This is a genomic window from Streptomyces genisteinicus, from assembly GCF_014489615.1.
GTDB classification, from domain to species: domain Bacteria; phylum Actinomycetota; class Actinomycetes; order Streptomycetales; family Streptomycetaceae; genus Streptomyces; species Streptomyces genisteinicus.
On sequence record NZ_CP060825.1, the window covers coordinates 2,790,559 to 2,809,519 of the forward strand.

The 18,961-nt window shown below is 72.3% G+C and carries 16 protein-coding genes; 8 read left to right on the forward strand and 8 right to left on the reverse strand.

The features are described from left to right. Positions 1 to 67: 67 nt before the first annotated feature. From IAG43_RS12140 to IAG43_RS12150, 3 genes are all read right to left on the reverse strand, one after another. Positions 68 to 1,063: a DNA-3-methyladenine glycosylase family protein gene (locus IAG43_RS12140; protein WP_187740765.1), complete on the reverse strand. Its 996-nt coding sequence runs from the start codon at positions 1,061 to 1,063 to the stop codon at positions 68 to 70. Between the two features lie 70 nt (positions 1,064 to 1,133). Beyond that, positions 1,134 to 2,225 carry a mannose-1-phosphate guanylyltransferase gene (manB, locus tag IAG43_RS12145; protein ID WP_187740766.1) on the reverse strand — a complete coding sequence of 364 codons (1,092 nt, stop codon included), beginning with the start codon at positions 2,223 to 2,225 and terminating at the stop codon, positions 1,134 to 1,136. 91 nt (positions 2,226 to 2,316) lie between these two features. Then, the gene (locus IAG43_RS12150; RefSeq protein ID WP_187740767.1) at positions 2,317 to 3,597 is read right to left on the reverse strand and encodes a peptidoglycan recognition protein family protein; all 1,281 of its coding nucleotides are present in this window, start codon (positions 3,595 to 3,597) and stop codon (positions 2,317 to 2,319) included. Positions 3,598 to 3,724: 127 nt separating this feature from the next. On the opposite strand from IAG43_RS12150, the gene IAG43_RS12155 reads away from it, so the two are divergent. The 4 genes from IAG43_RS12155 (at position 3,725) to IAG43_RS12170 (ending at position 10,154) form a co-directional block, all read left to right on the forward strand. Then, entirely contained in the window at positions 3,725 to 4,477 is a 753-nt protein-coding gene (locus IAG43_RS12155; RefSeq protein WP_187740768.1) for a TIGR03089 family protein, read from the forward strand. A 256-nt stretch (positions 4,478 to 4,733) separates the two neighbouring features. Beyond that, a complete protein-coding gene (locus IAG43_RS12160; RefSeq protein WP_425508591.1) occupies positions 4,734 to 6,377 on the forward strand; it encodes an LCP family protein in 1,644 nt (547 codons plus the stop codon). Positions 6,378 to 6,596: 219 nt separating this feature from the next. Next, complete coding sequence (locus IAG43_RS12165; RefSeq protein ID WP_187740770.1) at positions 6,597 to 8,375, forward strand: LCP family protein; 1,779 nt, start codon at positions 6,597 to 6,599, stop codon at positions 8,373 to 8,375. A gap of 72 nt (positions 8,376 to 8,447) precedes the next feature. Continuing rightward, entirely contained in the window at positions 8,448 to 10,154 is a 1,707-nt protein-coding gene (locus IAG43_RS12170) for an LCP family protein (RefSeq protein ID WP_246574264.1), read from the forward strand. A gap of 72 nt (positions 10,155 to 10,226) precedes the next feature. Here the strand turns inward: IAG43_RS12170 and IAG43_RS12175 are convergent, their stop codons facing one another. Then, positions 10,227 to 11,240 carry a glycosyltransferase family 2 protein gene (locus IAG43_RS12175; protein WP_187740771.1) on the reverse strand — a complete coding sequence of 338 codons (1,014 nt, stop codon included), beginning with the start codon at positions 11,238 to 11,240 and terminating at the stop codon, positions 10,227 to 10,229. A gap of 133 nt (positions 11,241 to 11,373) precedes the next feature. On the opposite strand from IAG43_RS12175, the gene IAG43_RS12180 reads away from it, so the two are divergent. Beyond that, complete coding sequence (locus IAG43_RS12180) at positions 11,374 to 12,849, forward strand: LCP family protein (RefSeq protein ID WP_484600518.1); 1,476 nt, start codon at positions 11,374 to 11,376, stop codon at positions 12,847 to 12,849. 115 nt (positions 12,850 to 12,964) lie between these two features. Here IAG43_RS12180 and IAG43_RS12185 read toward each other — a convergent pair whose 3' ends face one another. Continuing rightward, positions 12,965 to 13,513, reverse strand: a complete 549-nt coding sequence (locus IAG43_RS12185; protein ID WP_187740773.1) for an acyl-CoA thioesterase — start codon at positions 13,511 to 13,513, stop codon at positions 12,965 to 12,967. A gap of 119 nt (positions 13,514 to 13,632) precedes the next feature. Between IAG43_RS12185 and IAG43_RS12190 the strand changes: the two genes are divergently transcribed. Then, positions 13,633 to 14,913, forward strand: a complete 1,281-nt coding sequence (locus IAG43_RS12190) for an LCP family protein (protein WP_187740774.1) — start codon at positions 13,633 to 13,635, stop codon at positions 14,911 to 14,913. A gap of 60 nt (positions 14,914 to 14,973) precedes the next feature. On the opposite strand, the gene IAG43_RS12195 is transcribed toward IAG43_RS12190, so the two are convergent. The 3 genes from IAG43_RS12195 to IAG43_RS12205 all read right to left on the reverse strand — a co-directional run bounded on the left by IAG43_RS12195 (position 14,974) and on the right by IAG43_RS12205 (position 17,036). Next, complete coding sequence (locus IAG43_RS12195; RefSeq protein ID WP_187740775.1) at positions 14,974 to 15,621, reverse strand: hypothetical protein; 648 nt, start codon at positions 15,619 to 15,621, stop codon at positions 14,974 to 14,976. 336 nt (positions 15,622 to 15,957) lie between these two features. Continuing rightward, positions 15,958 to 16,164: a DUF397 domain-containing protein gene (locus IAG43_RS12200; protein WP_187740776.1), complete on the reverse strand. Its 207-nt coding sequence runs from the start codon at positions 16,162 to 16,164 to the stop codon at positions 15,958 to 15,960. Further along, positions 16,161 to 17,036: a helix-turn-helix domain-containing protein gene (locus IAG43_RS12205; protein ID WP_187740777.1), complete on the reverse strand. Its 876-nt coding sequence runs from the start codon at positions 17,034 to 17,036 to the stop codon at positions 16,161 to 16,163. Before IAG43_RS12205 ends, IAG43_RS12200 begins: the two co-directional genes overlap by 4 nt. 144 nt (positions 17,037 to 17,180) lie before the next feature. On the opposite strand from IAG43_RS12205, the gene IAG43_RS12210 reads away from it, so the two are divergent. After that, a complete protein-coding gene (locus tag IAG43_RS12210; protein WP_187740778.1) occupies positions 17,181 to 17,621 on the forward strand; it encodes an ATP-binding protein in 441 nt (146 codons plus the stop codon). 306 nt (positions 17,622 to 17,927) lie between these two features. Beyond that, positions 17,928 to 18,905 carry a helix-turn-helix domain-containing protein gene (locus tag IAG43_RS12215; protein WP_187740779.1) on the forward strand — a complete coding sequence of 326 codons (978 nt, stop codon included), beginning with the start codon at positions 17,928 to 17,930 and terminating at the stop codon, positions 18,903 to 18,905. Positions 18,906 to 18,961: the final 56 nt, after the last annotated feature.

The following is an 18,961-nucleotide window of genomic DNA, read 5'->3' on the forward strand; positions in this document are numbered from 1 at the left end:
CCGCGCCCCCATCCGCCCACTCCCCCGCACCCGCTCACCCGCTCACCCGCTCACCCGTGAGCGGCGGTCACCAGCGGGCGATGTCGACGCGGCGCATCTTCGGCTCGCGCCGGGGTGGCGTGCGGCCCGCGAGGAGGATCAGGCGGGCCGCGCGGTGGCGCTGTCCCTCGTAGGGCGCGAGCAGGTCGAGCATCGCCGCGTCGTCGGCGTTCCGGTCGCCCGCGAGGGCCCAGCCGACGATGCGGGGCAGGTGGAGGTCGCCGACGGTCACCGCGTCCGCCGCGCCGTTGCTGCGCTGGACGGTCTCGGCCGAGGTCCAGGGCCCGATGCCGGGGATCAGCTCCAGCCGGGCCATGGCTTCGGCGGCCGGCATCGACGCCGCCTCCTCCAGCCGTCGCGCGTGCCGCACGGCGCGCAGGATCGTCGACGCGCGCTTGTCGTCCACACCGGCCCGGTGCCACTCCCACGAGGGGATGAGGGCCCATGCCCGCGGGTCCGGCATCACATGGAGCCGCTCGCCGGGCCCCGGAGCCGGCTCCCCGTGGGCGCGGACGAGGAGCCGCCAGGCGCGGTACGCCTCGTCGGTGGTGATCTTCTGTTCGAGGATCGAGGGGATCAGGGACTCCAGCACCAGCCCGGTGCGCAGCAGCCGCAGACCCGGGCGGCGGTGCCGGGAGGCGGCGACCAGCCGGTGGCGGGGGGTGAAGACGTCCGGGTCGTCGGAGGCGCCGAGGAGGTCCGGCAGCCCGTCGAGCAGCCAGGCCGCGCCGTCCCCCCACGCCTCGGCCTCGACCGTGCCGCCGCGCAGCGCGACCCGGAGGGTGCCGGGCCCTTCTGGGGTGCGGGTGGCCCGCCACACCGAACCGTCCGGCGTCGTGCGGAAGGTGGGGTCGGCGGGCCCCCGCCGCAGCGGCCCGAGGACCAGACCGAGGTCCAGGGGCCAGGGCGGGGTCCAGTTCCGGGTGCGCGGTGCGGTCACCTGGCGGGGGACGCCCGCGGGTACGCGGGTGTCGCCGCCGCGCACACCCGCGCGCCGCACACCCGGTTCGAAACGCCCTGCCATGCGCCTCAGGCTACTGGCCGGACGGGGACGTGCGCCCCGGGCCGCCTGACCGGAGGACGTGCGCCCCGGGCTACTGGTCGGACGAGAAGCGGACGGAGCCCGCCGGGAGCACCGCGTCGCACCACACCCGCGCGCCGTCCCGGAGCTCGTTGTCCTCGCCGACGACGGCGCCGTCGCCGACGACCACGCCGGAGAGCACCGTACGGGCGCCGATGCGCGCTCCCTCGCCCACGAGCGAGCCGGAGATGACGGCGCCGGCCTCCACGACGGCGCCCGCGAGGACGGCGCTGCCGTCGATGCGGGCGTCCTCGGCCACCACCGCGCCTTCGGCGACGACGGTGCCGCCGGTGAGCTTGGCGCCGGGCGCGACCCGCGCGGTGGGCAGCACCAGCCGGTCGCCGCGGCGGCCGGGCACGGCGGGCGACGGGGCGCGGCCGAGGACCAGGTCGGCCGAGCCGCGGACGAAGGCGTGCGGGGTGCCGAGGTCGAGCCAGTAGGTGGAGTCGACCATGCCCTGGAGGTGGGCGCCGTCGTCCAGCAGCCCGGGGAAGGTCTCGCGCTCGACGGAGACCGGCCGGCCGGCCGGGATGGTGTCGATCACGGAGCGCCGGAAGACGTAGGCGCCGGCGTTGATCTGGTCGGTGACGATCTCCTCGGGGGTCTGCGGCTTCTCCAGGAAGGCCGTGACGCGTCCCGTGTCGTCGGTGGGCACGAGGCCGAAGGCGCGCGGATCGTCGACGCGCGTGAGGTGGAGGGAGACGTCGGCGTCGCAGGAGCGGTGGGTGTCGACGAGGGCCGGGATGTCGAGGCCGGTGAGGATGTCGCCGTTGAAGACGAGCACCGGGTCGTCGGGCCCCGACCGCAGGCGCGACGCGACGTTGCGTATCGCGCCTCCGGTGCCGAGCGGTTCCCGTTCGGTGACGTACTCGATGTGGAGGCCGAGGGCGGAGCCGTCGCCGAAGTACGGCTCGAAGACCTCGGCCAGGTAGGAGGTGGCGAGCACGATGTGCTCGACGCCGGCCGCCCGGGCCCGCGCCAGCTGGTGGGTGAGGAAGGGGACACCGGCTGCCGGCACCATCGGCTTGGGGGTGCGGACGGTGAGCGGTCGCAGCCGGGTGCCCTTGCCTCCGACCAGGAGAATGGCTTCTGGGGCCTGGTTCAATGCGGTATCTGCTTCCTGCTGGGGCCGGGCACGGTCGCTGGTTGGACCTGCCAGTTTATGCGGGCACTCCGCACGGCCCCGCAGGGGCGGCTCAGCGGCCCTGGTAGGAGGCCGATGCGGAGCGGATGGTGCCGAGCTTGCCGTAGAGGCGGCTGCCGGGGCAGTCCGTGACGAAGCCGTCCCGGTGACCGGCGACGGCGTTCATGGCGACCTTCTTGCCCTTCGCGTACTTTCCGCTTCCTCCCGAGGTCAGGGTCACCTTGCCCTTGGGGTTGATCCCGTGCAGCCCGAGTTTCCACGCGGTCAGCCTGGCGACCGCGGTCACCGCCGCCGCCGGCGGATTCGAGGAACTGTACGTGCCGAGTACGGCGATACCGGTGCTCTTCGTGTTGAAACCGAGGGTGTGCGCACCGAGCACCGGCTTGGCCACGCCTCCTGCCCGGCCTTCGTAGATGTTTCCGCACTTGTCCACGGCGAAGTTGTAGCCGAGGTCCCGCCAGCCGCTGCTCTTGACGTGGTAGCGGTACATACTGCGGATGACGGAGGGCGCCTGGGCGCAGGTGTAGTTGTTGCCGGTGGCGCTGTGGTGGACGAAGGCGGCCTTCACCGTCGAGGTGTAGACGAAGCTCTTCTCCCGCAGCGACTCGTCGGCGCCCCAGCCCTTGCGGGTGACGATGCGCGGGCGGGCGCCGATGTAGGGCTTGGCCGCCGCGGCGTCCACCACGAGGTCGCCGGAGGCGGCCGCTTCGGCCTCCGTGTCGAGCTGGTTGAGCTCCGGGATCTCGAGACCGCCGACGGGGGTCCGGCCGGTCGCGCCGCCGGGGGCGGGGCCCGGGGCGCCCGCGGCCGGCGGGTCCTCGCCGGGGTCGACGAGTTCGAGGCGCATGCCCTCGGGGAGTTCGGCGGTGCCGCCGTCCGCCTGCCGCACGCGTACTTCGACGCCGTCGGAGGCGCCGACCCACAGGGGGGCGGTGGAGCCGCGGACGCGGCCGGACTCGCTCTCCGCGGTGCCGGGGTCGGCGGCGTGGTCCGTGTTGTGGGTCTCGACCTGCTGCCAGGCGGACCAGGCGCCGGTGCCGACCGCGCGGGTGCGGACCTCGACGGTGCCGTCGAGTTCGGCCGCCGCGTTCTCCCAGACGAGGCCGAGCAGCGAGAACGGTTCGACGGCCTGCCGCGGCAGGCCCTGGAGGGCGGTGCCGTGGGCGCGGGCGGACGGGGTCCGGGCGAGCGGCTCCAGGGGGAGTGACTGTGTGCTTCCGGGGAGGTCCGGTGCCCGGAGGGGCGCGGCGACGGCGCCCGTCGTGACGACGAGGGGGAGGGCGAGCGCGGCTGCGCACGCCACCGAGATCGAAGTTGCCAGGTATCCACGCATGCCAGAGATCCTGGAATCGGTGCGGCGGCCGTGCCCGCCGGGAATCGGGGCGGGCGTCCGTCCGACCGGGGTACGTGTCCACCGGTCCGGCCCACCGCGGCACGGCGCCCCGCGTACTGTTGCGCGGATGAACGCCAGCGACCGTACCCCTGCCGACCTGCTGCGATCCGCGCTCGCCGCGGACCCGGCGCGTCCTTTGGTCACCTTCTACGACGACGCCACCGGTGAGCGCGTCGAATTGTCCGTGGCCACCTTCGCCAATTGGGTGGCGAAGACCGCCAATCTGCTCCAGGGGGAGATGTCCGCCGAGCCGGGCGAGCGCCTCGCCCTGCTGCTGCCGGCGCACTGGCAGAGTGCCGTGTGGCTGCTGGCCTGTTCGTCGGTCGGTGTGGTCGCGGACGTGGGCGGCGATCCGTCGGCCGCGGACCATGTGGTCGCCGGGCCCGGGCGGTTCGAGGACGGACTCGCCTGCCGGGGCGAGCGGATGGCGCTGTCGCTCGCGCCGATGGGCCGCCGTTTCACGACGCCGCCGGCCGGCTGGGCCGACTACGCGGTGGAGGTCCCGAGCCAGGGGGACCGTTTCGCCCCGTACGCGCCGGTGGATCCGGACGCCGAGGCCCTGACGGTGGCCGGGACGGCCCTGACGGGCGCCGAACTGGTCGGGCGGGCGCGTGCGGACGCGGAGCGCCTGGGGCTGACCCCGGGTGCGCGCGTGCTGTCGGGGCTCGGCTACGACACCTGGGACGGGCTCGCCGCCGGGCTGTTCGCGCCGCTGGCCGCGGGGGCGTCGGTCGTACTGTGCCGGAACCTGGGCGAGTTGTCCGAGGACGGCCTGGCGAAGCGGGTGGAGAGCGAGCGGGTCTCCGTCACCGTGCGGTGACCGCGGGCGGGCCCGGCACGGCAGGCCGTGCCGGGAGGGCCGGGTGGGCGGGCCGGGGGCGCTGCGGTACGACAAGCCTCCGCATTCCACTCAAGTGGCGCACAACCGGGCCGAGCCCTCCCGGCACGGGCGTCAACAGCGGTGGATGATCGGCGACAAGCGTGTTTCAACGCACAACCAAGCGCCGGGTTCAGCCGTCTAGACCAGCGATCGGCGGCCCAGCGCGCTGCCGACGCCATGAAGGATGGACCCACACGTGACGGACAAGGCTGGCACGCCTGCGGAAGGGAACGCGGACGCGGACGGGCGCTCCGGCGCCGCTGCGGACGCGGGTGCGGGTGCGGCGGACGGCGGCACGGAGCCCCTCGCGGAGGACGGGGCCTCCGCGGGGCGCAGCGCACCCGCGGCCGACGGGTCCGCCGCGGACGCCCCCGACGGCGATGCGGGCGACGGCGGCCCACGGGCTCCGCGGGGCGACGCCCCCGCGGCCGGCGCGTCCGCCACGGCGGAGGGCGACGCGGCGGACACTCCGCCGAGCGGCGACGCCGCCGCGGAAGCACCCGCCACCGCAGCGCCCGCCGCGACGGACGCCGAAGCCGCCCCCACCGGAGCCGGCGACACCCCCGGCGACGAGGCACCCGCCGCGGAAGCCGCCCGCACCGGCGACACCCCCGACGGCGGAAGCGGCTCCACCGGAGGCGGCGCAGCCACCCCCGGCGACCCCCCGGAGGGCGGCGGCGGCACCCCCGGCGACGGCGGCGACGCGTCCCCCGACGGTGACGGGGACGGCGACGGCCGGCGGAAGCGGCACTGGCTGCGGTGGGCCGCGCTCGGCACCTCCGTGGTGGTGCTGGCGGCGGCCGGCGCGGGCTGGTGGTTCTACCGGAAGCTCGACGCCAACATCACGACCGACACCTCGGCGGCGGCCGAGCTGGAGACGTACGAGCGGGAGCGGCCGACCCCGGTGGTCACCGGCGCGGAGAACATCCTGCTGCTCGGCTCCGACACCCGCGAGGGCGCGGGCAACGACGAGTACGGCAAGGACGAGGGCGGCGGCGGCAGCCAGCGCTCCGACACGACGATCCTGCTGCACATCGCGGCCGACCGGAAGAGCGCCACCGCGATGTCGGTGCCGCGCGACCTGATGGTCACCATCCCGAGCTGCCGCAAGCCCGACGGGAAGCGGACCCGGGAGCAGACCGCCCAGTTCAACTGGGCGTTCCAGTTCGGCGGCGCCGCCTGCACCATCCGCACGGTGGAGAAGTTCACCGGCGTGCGCATCGACCACCACATGGTGATCGACTTCCGCGGCTTCAAGGACATGGTGGACGCGGTCGACGGCGTCGAGATCTGCCTGTCGGAGCCGATCGACGACAAGGACGCCAAGCTGAAGCTCCAGGCCGGACGGCAGACGCTGCACGGCGAGGAGGCGCTCGGCTTCGTGCGGGCCCGCAAGACCCTCGGGGACGGCAGCGACACGGAGCGGATGGAGCGCCAGCAGCAGTTCCTGGGCGCGCTGGTCAAGAAGGTGCAGAGCAACGGCGTCCTGCTGAATCCGACCCGCCTCTACCCGGTGCTCGACGCGGCGACCAAGTCGATCACGACCGACCCGGGCCTCGACTCGTTGAAGGATCTGTACGACCTCACCCGCTCCCTGCGGAACGTTCCGACGGAAAAGGTGCAATTCCTTACCGTTCCGCGCCAGCCGTATCATCTCGATCCGAACCGCGACGAGTTGGTCGAACCGGAGGCGAGCGAGCTGTTCGAGCGGCTGCGCGAGGACGCTCCCGTGACGGTCGTCCCGAAGGCCGAGAAGGAGGCGGCGGACGCGGCGGGCGAGAGCCCCTCGCCGGACCCGACGTTCTCCGGCACCAACGCCGCCGACGGCACCTGCGGGTAAAGCAATGGCCAAGCACCTGGCGACACCGCGGAGGGAATGGGCGTATTGCCCGCTTGTAAGGGGTGAGGAATTTGTCACGCACGTCGCTCGACGCTGAACTGGGCGGATAGTGTGACGCGATCCGGTGCTTGTGACCCCATGTCGCGCACTGCTGGATCGAAGGACCGAGCGCCTGGGGGGAGGCGCCTCGCGTGGCACCGACGGAGGACTCAAACAACCGTGGATGCGCAAAGCCGTGGCCGGGCGGAGGACATCGACCCCGCCGACCAGTGGGTCATGAACCCGCAGACCGGCAACTACGAACTGCGACTGGACCAATCCACACCGCAGTCAGCCTCCTCCTCCCGTCCCGCGGGCGCAAGAAGAGCCGCCCGGGGAGCCTCCCCGGCCGAGGAGTCCGCCACACCCTCGCGCACGGCGACCCGCCGCCGCCAGCAGGGCGGCGAGGACCGCACCGCCGAGGTGCCGGGGCAGCGCAGCAGGCGTGCCGGAGGCGGTGGCGGCGGTGACCGCGTCCCGCCGCAGGCCGGGCGGCGCAAGCGCAAGCCGGCCGGGTCGCGCAAGAAGAAGGTGCTGCTGTGGACCGGCGGCAGCCTCGCGCTGCTGATGGTCGGCACGGCGACGGCCGGCTACCTCTACTACGAGCACCTGAACTCCAACATCACGTCCGTCCCGGACGACAACGCGGGCACCGGCGGCTTCAGCAAGGACCGGGCGATCAACATCCTGCTGATCGGCACGGACAAGCGCACGGGCGCGGGCAACGAGGGCTACGGCGACAAGAACAGCCCCGGCCACGCGGACACCACGGTGCTGCTGCACGTGTCCAAGGACCGCACCAACGCGACGGCGCTGAGCATCCCCCGCGACCTGATCACCGACATCCCGGACTGCCCGACGACGCAGGAGGACGGCTCGACCAAGGTCATCCCCGGTCAGCAGGGCGTCCGCTTCAACACCAGCCTCGGCCAGGCGGGCCGCACACCGAGCTGCACCATGCGGACCGTCACCGAGATGACCGGCATCACCATGGACCACTTCATGGTCGCCGACTTCAACGCGGTCAAGACCCTCACCTCCGCGGTCGGCGGTGTCCCGATCTGCCTCGCCAAGGACGTCAAGGACCCGGACTCGCATCTGAACCTGCCGGCCGGCGACCACACGCTGGAGGGCGAGGAGGCGCTCGCCTTCGTGCGGACCCGGCACTCCTTCGGCAACCAGGGCGACCTCGACCGCATCAAGATCCAGCAGCAGTTCCTCAGCTCGCTGATGCGGACGCTGAAGTCCAACGACACGCTGACCAGCCCCACCAAGCTGGTCAAGCTCGCCGAGGCCGGCACCAAGGCGCTGACGGTCGACTCCAAGATCGACGACATCGGCAAGCTCCGCGATCTCGGCCTGGAGCTCGGCAAGTTCGACATGAAGAACCTGACGTTCGCCACGGTCCCGGTGCTCGACAACCCGGCGGAGAAGGTCAAGGCGACGGTCGTCCTGAACACCGCCAAGTCGGACTCGCTGTTCTCGATGGTCAAGAACGACATCTCGCTCACCGAGGTCGAGGCGCAGAAGAAGGAGAAGCAGCAGGCCGCCCAGGCCGAGCAGGCCAAGCTGCTGGAGGGAACCAGGGCGGAGGCGTCCGACGTCCGTGTGGACGTACTCAACGGCGGCGGCCCGCAGGGCGCGGCCCAGAAGACGCTGGACTGGCTTCAGAACACCGAAGGGGTCCTGAAGTCCACCAACAAGGGCAACGCACCCGCCGACGTCCCGCAGACGACGCTGGTGTACGCGCCCAACCAGGCCGACCAGGCCCGCAAGCTCGCGGACCTGATGGGCCTGCCCGCCGGGGCGCTGAAGCCCGGCACGACGGACGCCGAGGGGCTGGAAGCGATGACGCTGACCCTCGGCCCCGACTTCAAGGGCGCGGGGGTGCCCATCACCGGTCCGGCGAAGGCGCCGGACGACGCGGTCCAGGCGGACAAGAAGGTGTGCGCCAAGTGACACGCGTGTACGTCATATGACATCCGATGAACCGGGCTCGACGGGGAGAGCCTGAACACAGGGGGGCTTGGGGTGGGACAGAGCAAGGTCCGTGGGGAGGGGACGCGCCGGCGCGGACCGGAACCGGAACCCGGCGATTTCGGCTGGGACGAGAGCCTGTACGAGGACGGCGGACGCGTCCCGGGCAGCCGAAGGGCTCCCGACGACACCCCGGCGGACGGCAACGGGGACGGCGCACCGGAGGCGGCCAACGGCTCGCACCGGCGGCGCGGTGCCCCGCGCCGTCGGGCCGGCCGCGGCAAGCGCCGGACAGGGCGCTGGATCGCGCTGGCGCTGTCGGTGCTGATCCTCGGCACCGCCGGTGCCGGCTACCTGTACTACGAGCACCTGAACGGCAACATCCGCAAGGGCGAACGGAGTTCCGCCGACTCCGACGTGCGCAGGACCGCGCCCAACGCGGCCGGGCAGACTCCGCTCAACGTGCTGCTCATCGGCTCGGACGACCGGAACAGCGCGTCCAACCTCAAGCTCGGCGGTTCCAAGAAGAGCGTCGGCTCGAAGCCGCTCGCGGACGTGCAGATGCTGCTGCACGTGTCGGCCGACCGCAAGAACGCCTCGGTCGTCTCCATCCCGCGGGACACCAAGGTCGACATCCCCAAGTGCACCGACCCGAAGACCGACGAGAAGTACCCCGCCACCCGCGGTCTGATCAACACGACGCTCCAGCGCGGCGGCGCCGGCTGCACGCTGGCCACCTGGCAGGAGCTCACCGGGGTCTACATCGACCACTGGATGATGGTCGACTTCACGGGCGTGGTCTCGATGGCGGACGCGATCGGCGGCGCCGACGTCTGTGTGAAGCAGAACGTCTACGACGGCCCCAAGCCGGGCGTCCCCGGCGGCTCCGGGCTGCGGCTGAAGGCGGGCACCTGGCCGATCCAGGGCGAGCAGGCGCTCCAGTGGCTGCGCACCCGGCACGCCTTCGAGAGCGACTTCGGCCGCTCCAAGGCCCAGCACATGTACATGAACTCGGTGATCCGCAAGCTCAAGGACCAGAACGCCTTCACCGACACCGGTCAGCTGATGGACCTCGCGGAGACGGCCACCAAGGCGCTCCAGGTCTCGCAGGAGATCGGCACCGTCAAGAAGCTGTTCGACCTGAGCATGACGCTGAAGGACGTGCCCACCAGCCGTATCGCGATGCTGACGATGCCGCGCATCCCCGACCCGCAGAACCCGAACGCGCATGTGCTGCCCGCCCCGGGTGAGGCCGAGCGGCTGTGGGAGATGCTGCGCGAGGACCTCCCCGTGGACGGCAAGGAGCCCACCTCCGAGGCGAAGAAGCCGGCCGCGCCCAAGGACCCGGCCGCCGACCCGGCGGACATCGGGATCATGGTGCGCAACGGCACCGGCTCCACCACCGAGGCGCCCACGCAGCGCCGGGCGGCCACGGTCGCCGGACTGCTGGCGGAGAAGGGCTTCACGGGGGCCAGGGCGGACGTCACGCCCGAGTCCCAGAAGCGCACCCAGCTGCTGTTCCCGAGCGTCGACCTGGAGGGCGACGCCCATGCCGTGGCCAAGGCCCTCTCCATCCCCACGAGCGCGGTGAAGAAGTCGGCCGACGTGTCCGGTGTGACGCTGGTGGTCGGCGCCGACTGGCGGACGGGGAACACCTTCCCGAAGGCGGACCCGGCCGGCGGCCCGCCGAAGAACACCGAGACGGTGATGGGCGACAACAAGGGCGAGTGCATGGACATCTACCGGCCCTACCGCTTCTGATCCCCCGCATGACGACGCCGGCCCGCCCCCTCTTCCGCAGGGGGCGGGCCGGCGTCGTCTCGGGGGTGCCGCTCAGGCCGCGGTGCCCACGGAGGGGCGGCGGCTGGCGATGACCTTCTTCGCCAGCGAGCGCGGGCTGGTCAGGAAGCCGTAGCCCCACGACATGTGCATGGTGGCGAGCGCGACGGGGATCCTCAGCCGGGCCGCGAGCGGGAGGCCCTTGCCGGCCGGCACCGAGCCCGCGGCGATGGCGGCCAGGTAGCCGCCCGGCACGACGAGCGCCCAGGGCGTCACGGCCGCACCGGCGACCAGCCCGGCGGCAATGGCGCACACGGCGACCGGCGGGGCGAGGTAGCGGAGGTTGATGGAGCCTGCGTGGTACCGGGCGACGACGTGGCGCCAGCGCCCGTAGTCCTTGTACTGCTTCGCCAGGGCGCGCACCGAGGGGCGGGGGCGGTACTGGACCCTGAGCTCGGGCGAGAACCAGATCAGGCCGCCCGCCTCGCGGATCCGGAAGTTCAGCTCCCAGTCCTGGGCACGGATGAACTCCACGTTGTAGCCGCCCTGCTGCTCCAGCGCCTCGCGCCGGAACACGCCCAGGTAGACGGTCTCCGCGGGGCCGGCGGCGCCGCCCGTGTGGAAGGCCGCGTTGCCGACGCCGATCCTCGACGTCATGGCGGCGGCGACCGCGTGCTCCCAGTCGTTCTCGCCCTCGGCGTGCATGATGCCGCCGACGTTCTGCGCGCCGGTCTCCTCCAGGAGGCGGACCGCGGTGGCGATGTAGTTCGGCGACAGCATTCCGTGGCCGTCGACCCGGACGACGATCGGGTGGCGCGACGCCTTGATGGCGGCGTTCAGGGCGGCCGGGGTGCGGCCGGTGGGGTTCGGCACGGTGTGGACGCGGGGGTCCTCGCGCACGAGTTCTGCGGCGATCTCGTCGGTGCGGTCCGTGGACGGCCCCAGCGCGATCACCACCTCCATCTCGCCGTCGTACTCCTGCTCGAGGATGTGACGGACCGAGTTGCGCAGGTGCCGCTCCTCGTTGAGGACCGGCATGATCACGGATACAGGCGGCGTGGCGTTCATCGTCCGCCACGTTACCGCGAACGGGGGACCCCCTGGCGCGGCGGCCGGTGTCGCAGATCGTATGGACCTACGGTGCTCAGGATTCCCTGCCGTCGGTCCCGGTGCAGGATCCCGTCCATCGCGGAGGTGTCCCTTGCCCCCACCGCCCCGCCCACGGCGTCCGGCCCCCCGGCCGGCGCGGCCGGCGTCCGGCCGCCGCCCCGCTCCGGCACCGGCTCCCCGGGCGAGACGGCCCCGCTGGGGCGCCCGGATCGTGACCTCTCTCTCGGTGCTGGTGCTCGGCGTCGGCGGCATCGGCCACATGGTCGTGTCGAGCCTGGAGACGGGCATCGACCGCGTCGACCCGTTCCGCGACATGAAGAACCGGCCCGACGGCGGCCACGGCACCAACATCCTGCTCGTGGGCACCGACGGCCGCGACAAGATCACGGCCGAGGAGAAGAAGAAGTACAAGCTCGGCGGGGCGGGATGCCGCTGCACCGACACGATCATGCTGGTCCACATCTCCGAGGACCGGGAGCGGGCCAGTGTGGTGAGCCTGCCGCGGGACAGCTACGCGGAGATCCCCGAGCACACCGACGCCACCACCGGCAAGCGCCACGAGAAGCACCCGGTGAAGCTGAACGCCGCGTTCTCCGAGGGCGGCCCGGCCCTGACGGTGCGGACCGTGGAGCACATGACGCGCGTCAAGATCGACCACTACCTGGAGGTCGACTTCACCAGCTTCATGCGGACCGTGGACGCCGTGGGCGGGGTCCGGATCTGCACGGCCCGCCCCATGAAGGACTCCTACACCGGCCTCGACCTGCCGGTCGGCACCCATGAGCTGACCGGCGGCCAGGCCCTCCAGTACGTGCGTTCCCGCCACATCGACGGGGCCGCCGACCTCGGGCGGATGCAGCGCCAGCAGCGCTTCGTGGCGGCCCTCGTCGACCGGGCGACCAGCACCGGCGTGCTGCTGAACCCGGTGAAGCTGCGCAAGGTGACCTCGACGGTGCTGGACTCGGTGCGGGCCGACAAGGACTTCGGCACGGACGAGATGCTGGCGCTCGGCCGGGCCATGCGCGGCTTCTCCGCCGCCTCCTCCGAGTTCACCTCGGTGCCGGTCGGTGACGTGAGCCACATGGTCAAGGGTGTCGGCTCGACCGTGAAATGGGACGAGGCGAAGTCGCGCAAGCTCTTCCAGCTCATCCGGGACGACAAGCCGATCGCGGTGCAGCGGCCGAAGCAGCCGAGGAGCACCCTGGTCGACGTCTCCCCCGGGCAGATCCGTGTCCAGGTCTACAACGGCACCCGCACCGACGGTCTCGGCGAGCGTGTCGACGCGGCGCTGCGCGGGACCGGCTTCCTCACCACCCGCGCGCCCCTCAACGGGGGCGACGGCGGGGTGGAGCGCACCTATGTGACGTACGACCCGCGCTGGGACCGTTCGGCGAAGTCGCTGCAGACGGCGCTGGGCGGCTGCGAGCTGCGGCCGGTGCGCGGCCAGGGCCCGACGATGAAGGTGATGGCGGGCTCGGACTTCGAGGGTGTGAAACCGGTGCGGGCGCAGGACCGGCAGCAGGGCGAGTTCGGCGCGGTCACGGGCGACCAGGTCGTCTGCCCGTAGGACGGCGCTCCCGGAGCGCGGGGGCGCGTCCCGGGAGCGGCCTCCGGGGGTCCGGGGGCCGGCGGGGTTCCCGGCGTCGGGGCCCCGACGGGCGGGGCTCCCGGCGGAGGTCCTTCTAGTCGTCGATCCCCTCGGCGGCGCGCTTCTCGCGCAGCTCCTTGATCGCGCGCCGGCGCGCGAGCCGGTGGGTGCGCCGGATCTGCGCCTCCTGGTAGCGCCGCCGGTCGCGCTCGGTCTCGGGGATCACCGGAGGCACCTGCCGGGGCCGTCCGTCCGCGTCCACGGCCGCGAAGACGAGATAGGCGGAGCCGACCTGCTGGGCCGGGGTCGACTCGTTCCACCGCTCGGCCATGACCCGGACGCCGACCTCCATCGAGGACCGTCCCGTCCAGTTGACCTGGGCCTTCACATGCACCAGGTCACCGACCCTGACCGGCTCCAGGAAGACCATCTCGTCCATGGAGGCGGTGACCGCCGGCCCGCCGGAGTGGCGCCCCGCGACGGCGCCCGCCGCGTCGTCCACCAGCTTCATGATCACGCCGCCGTGCACCGTGCCCAGCAGGTTCGTGTCGTTGCCGGTCATGATGTGGCTGAGGGTGGTGCGGGACGCCTCGGTGGGCTTGCCCGGGATGTCGCTCTCCGGGCGGGGGGCCTGATCTGTCATGGCGTCCACCTTATGCCGGGCCGCGGAGCCGTCCTCATTGCATCAGCTTGGCTACAGCAGTGGTGTGATTTCCCACCCGCTCTGTCGGCCCGGGGCAGACCCCCGGCACACTGTTGCGCATGAACGACTGGCCGAACGGATGGACCGCCGAGGGCGGCAACGGCGACGGGCGCGGCTACGGGCGCGGCAGCGCCGGGCAGCAGCCCGAGGGCGCCCGTGTGATGCGCCATGTCCAGCGCCCGGCGAACCCGCCGCGCAGCTCGGTGCCACCGCAGCAGCGGGGGCACGACCAGGGGTACGCGGAGCCGGGTTACGACAGCGGTTACAACACCGGCCAGGTCTACGGCTCCCCCTCCGGCGGGGGCCACGGCGGCGTCCCGCCGCAGGGCGGCGACCCGTACGGGCGGCCCGGCAGATCCGCCCCGGACTGGCGCAAGCGCCTCAAGGTCGGCTCGATCGTCGTCCTGGTCGCCGTGCTCGGCACGACCATCGGCACCTACTTCTGGGCCGACGGCAAGGTGCGGCGCGAGGTCGACCTCTCCAAGGTGGTCGAACGGCCGGCGGAGGGCGACTGCACCACCTACCTGATCGTCGGCTCGGACAGCCGCGAGGGCATGTCCGCCGAGGAGAAGAAGAAGCTCCACACCGGGTCCGCCGAAGGCAAGCGCACGGACTCGATGATGATCCTCGCCGCCTGCGGCAGCGGGAACACCATGATCTCGCTCCCCCGTGACTCCGACGTGGAGATACCGACGTTCGTCGGCTCGGAGTCGGGCAAGACGTTCCCGGGCACCGGCCGCCGGGTCAAGCTGAACGCCGCGTACGCGGAGGACGGGCCGGAGCTCCTGGTCCGCACCGTCGAGCACAACACCGGCCTGCGCATCGACCACTACGCGGAGATCGGCTTCGCCGGCTTCGCGAACATCGTGGACGCGCTCGGCGGTGTCGAGATGAACATCGAGAAGGGCTTCAAGGACAAGAAGTCCGGGGCCGACTTCCAGGCGGGCAAGCAGACCCTCGACGGCGAGCAGGCCCTCGCCTTCGTCCGCACCCGGTACGCCTTCGCGGGCAGCGACCTGGACCGGACGAAGAACCAGCAGAAATTCCTCTCCACCCTGGCGAACCAGGCGGCGACGCCGGGCACGATCCTCAACCCGTTCAAGCTGTACCCGACGCTCGGCGCCGGGCTGGACACCCTGATCGTCGACAAGGACATGTCCCTGTGGGACCTGGGGTCGATGTTCTTCGCGATGAAGGGCGTCAGCAGCGGCGACGGGAAGTCGATGAACATCCCTATCTCCGGCAGCCGCGGCGGCAACCTCGTCTGGGACAAGGCGAAGGTGCAGCAGCTCGTGAAGCAGATCCAGAACGACGAGCCGGTGACCGTCACCGGCAAGTGACACCGGCCGCACGAAGGGCCCGCACCGCGCCAGCGGTGCGGGCCCTTCGGTGTCGCTGGGCTACGCGAACGGGTTGGCGTGGCCCGGGAGTTGCTGCCCCGGCGGCAGGAAGCGGGTGCGGCCGTGCTCGTCGGTGACCGCGGTGAGGCCGGCGGACGTGAGGCGGTCGGCGATGCGCTGCCGGCGGACGTCGCTCAGCCGGAACGCGCCGACGAGGAAGGCGGTGAGGACCGCGCTCACCGCCAGGGCCTCCACCCACTTGCCCATCACGAGGAAGATGAGGGCCACGACGCCGATCATCGCGTAGGCGAAGCGCCTCTGGCTCGGGGCGGTGGGCTGCGCCATCACGTCGTAGCCGATGCGGTCCTTGAGCACGGCGACGGCGGCCTCCGCCTCGGGCAGCGGGTTCAGCGTGCCGGGCTTCAGGCCGGGCACGGCGCCGCCCATGCCGGCCTCCGGGTGGGCGGCGATGGCCGCCGCCTCGCGGGCGCGGGCCTCGGGCCGGGGGTCGCGGTACAGGCGGACGGCGAGGACCGACTTGTTGTGCCCCTCGCGCCAGGCCTCCCCGTACGAGAAGCCGTACTGCTCGGCGACGTACGCCTGCGCGGCGACCCGCTTGGCGACGGATGCCTCCTGCCGCAGCTCGACGACGTCCTGCGTGGCGATCTGCCGCAGCAGCGACGCGATCCGCTTGTCGGATGCGTTCATGACCTTCTCCCACCCCTGATGTGCGCGTGCGGCCGCCCAGTGGCGGCAGCGCAGCGTAATCCGGCGCGGAGTGGATCATTCCGGCGGGGGTGCGGAATGCGGTCTGGGGGATTCTCGCGAGAGATGTCCCGGCTCCGAGGGACCGCCTGCTGGAGCTGAACCACGCTCGCTACAAGGAGGAGCAGGAGGCCGGACTGCACGCGCCTGGAGCCAAGAGGAAGGTCGCGCGGAAGCCGAAGGCAGCGGCCAAGCCGACCGACGGCGATCAGATCAGCTTCTTCTGACGCCAACGCGCCCCGCCCCTGGCATCACCGGGGCGGGGCGCGGGTGCCCTGTTCAGATCTCGGATGCGTACATCACGAAGTCAGCCCATGCGGCAGGCTCGAAGCCGAGCTCCGGGCCCGGCACGTTCTTGGAGTCTCGGACGTGGATGACGCTGACCGTCGCCGCAACCTCGACACACTCAGGGCCGTCGTTCGTGCTGTAGCTGCTCTTGACCCACGTCAGCTCGGCGGGGGCTCCGGCTGAGGGCTTGACACTCATGTCTCTCCTGCCAGTTTCTCGATGAAGGTCCGCGACAACCGAGGCGTCAACGCCTGGGCTCTGATCAGGCCGTACCGCATCTCAAGGATCTGGACCTCCTTGGGCTCGGTGATCAGCCGGCTGGTGAGCTGGACCTCGTTGTGCCCCACAGCCGTGCCATCGCTCAACTTGAGCACCTGGTGAGACCCGCCCAGCCCCGCATGCTCTTCCGTCTCCGTCGGCATGACCTGAATCTCGACGTGCCTCAACGAGCTCAGCTCCAGCAGGTGTTCGAGCTGTCGGCGTAACACCATTCTGCCTCCCGTGGGCCGCCTCAGTGTCGCCTCCTCCTGGACGAACGTCAGCAGGGGAGCCGGCTGCCGCCCGAAAACCGACTGCCTGGACAGCCGCGCAGCCACCAAGCGCTCAACCTGCTCTTCGGAGAACGCCGGCCGTCGCTCGCCGTACAGCGCCCGGGCGTACTCCTCTGTCTGGAGCAGACCGTGCACCACGACACTCGCGTACGCCCCCATCTCCACCGCATCCGCCTCCAGCTTCGCCAGGTCCCGGACCTTCTTCGGGTACCTCGCTTCTGCCACGTCGCGCTTCATCGCGGCCAGCTTCCCGCCCGCCCCCAGGACCTCGTCCGCCCTGTCCAGGAACTCCGGCTTGGGAATCCGCTTGCCGACCTCGACCTTGTAGACCTGGTTCTCGCCGTAGCCGATCGCCGCGCCCAGCTCGGCCGCCCGCATGCCCGCCGCCTCGCGCCACAGCCTGACCTGCCGTCCCACCGCCGCGATGACCGCTCCCGAGTCGTCGTCCTCCAACTCGACGTCCCGGTCCGGCTCGCCCGCGCCGGCGGCCGCCCCTGCCCTGCCGTCCTCATCCGTCATACGACACCGCCTCACCCGTCGTCCGTACCGTGTCTGTGCGGTCCGCCGTACCGGGTGGACACGTCCGTACACCGCCGGGACAGTCACTGTCCGTACACGCGCCGCTCTGTCCAGCGTAGGCACCACCCGGCCACGCTGAGTGACGTGAACCAGGAAATCACCCGAACCGAACCTTCCGCTCCCCCTCGGCACTTCAGCGTGCTGCTCTCCCCCACCCGCCGGAGCGCGCGGCTCGCCCGTCTGCTGACCGCCGCCCAACTCACCTCCTGGGGCCTCCCGTCGGAGACGGCCTCGCAGATCGTCGCCGAGCTGGCGGCCAACGCCACCGTCCACGGGCGCGTGCCCGGACGGGACTTCCGGCTGGAACTCGCCGTCGTGGACGACGGAACGCGCCTGCGGATCGCCGTCACCGACACCCGGGGCGACCTTCTCCCGCCCGGACCGGGCACCCGCCGCGCCCCCGCCGCCGACTCCGAGTCCGGACGTGGCCTGCTGATCGTCGAGGCACTCGCCGACCGCTGGGGCGTCGCCCTCGACCCCGTACCCCGCAAGACCGTCTGGGCGGAGCTGGATCTCGCCCCGTGAACCACCCGCGAACCGCCCCGCGAACGGCTCCGCACCTGGTCGCACCGGATCGCAGAGGCCCGCGATCCGGTGCTCCGCGACGCGGCAGCGCACGACCCTAAAAGACCAAAGAACCTGGTGAAAGAACCACCCACCCCACCCCACCGGTCCCATCACCCTCCCGGGTGACTTTGCCCGATCCGGCTGGATTCCGGGCGGGTTGGCGGGCATATGCTCGCCGCGACAACCCCAGACATGCGACGGCCCCCGGCCGGGACTCGCAATCCCGATCGAGGGCCTGACCACCGAGGAAGCTGGAACTTCCCGATGGATACACCGCAGATTAGCGCGCCCTCGCGCGCCCCGTCCCGCGTTCCCCGCCGTGTCACCGCCTTCGGCGTGATCCATGTGAACGCGATCCACACCACCCGCTTCACGATCGTCGGCAACCACCTCGCCCAACACCGGCAGTTGTCCCTCACCGCGATCGGGCTCGCCGTGCACATCCAGTCGCTCCCCGAGGGCGCGAAGGCCGACATCAAGACGCTCGCGGACCGCTTCCCGGAGAGCGAGGCGCGCATCGCCGCCGCCCTGCGCGAACTGGAGGCTCACTCCTACCTGGCGCGCACCCTGGTGCGCATCCCCGGCGGCAGGCTCGTCACGCGCACGGTCTCGTACAACCACCCGGAAGCGGCGGGCTCCGCACAGGCCGCGCCCTCCGCACCGCCGCCGCCGGAACCGCGCCCCGCACCAGCCGCACCGGCCGCCCCCGCGACCGAACCGCCTCCGCCCCCGCCTCCAGCACCGGACCCCGAGCCCGCGACCGTGCCTCCGGCCGAGGCCGAACCCTCCCCGGCACCCGCCCCTTCCCCCACCCCCAAGCCGCCGCGCCCGCCGCTCCCCCAGCCGCTGGCCCCCGACCCGGAACGGCAGCGCATCGCCACCGACCTCCTCGCCGGACTGCGCCGCGACGAGCCCCGCCTGCTCCTCGGCGAGCGGGACGTCCGCCGCCTGGCCCCGGCCGTCGCCGCCTGGCTGGAACGCGAGGCCACCCCCGACGCCGTCCGCCGCGCCCTCACCGCCGATCTGCCGCACCCGCTGAAGCAGCCGGCGGGCCTGCTCGCCCACCGGCTCACCGCCCTCCTCCCGCCACAGCTCCCCGACCTGCCCGCCCCGGACGTGCTCCACCCCCTCCACGACTGCACCGGCACCTGCAAACGCGTCATCCGCGCCCCCGAGCCGGGCCTCTGCCGCGACTGCCGCGCCGAGGCACGGTCGAGGAGAGGCGACGCCCTGGCCGCCTGACCGGCACGCGTCCGTACCGGCTCCCGGAGAGCCCGGCCGCCGACCTCCCGCTCGGA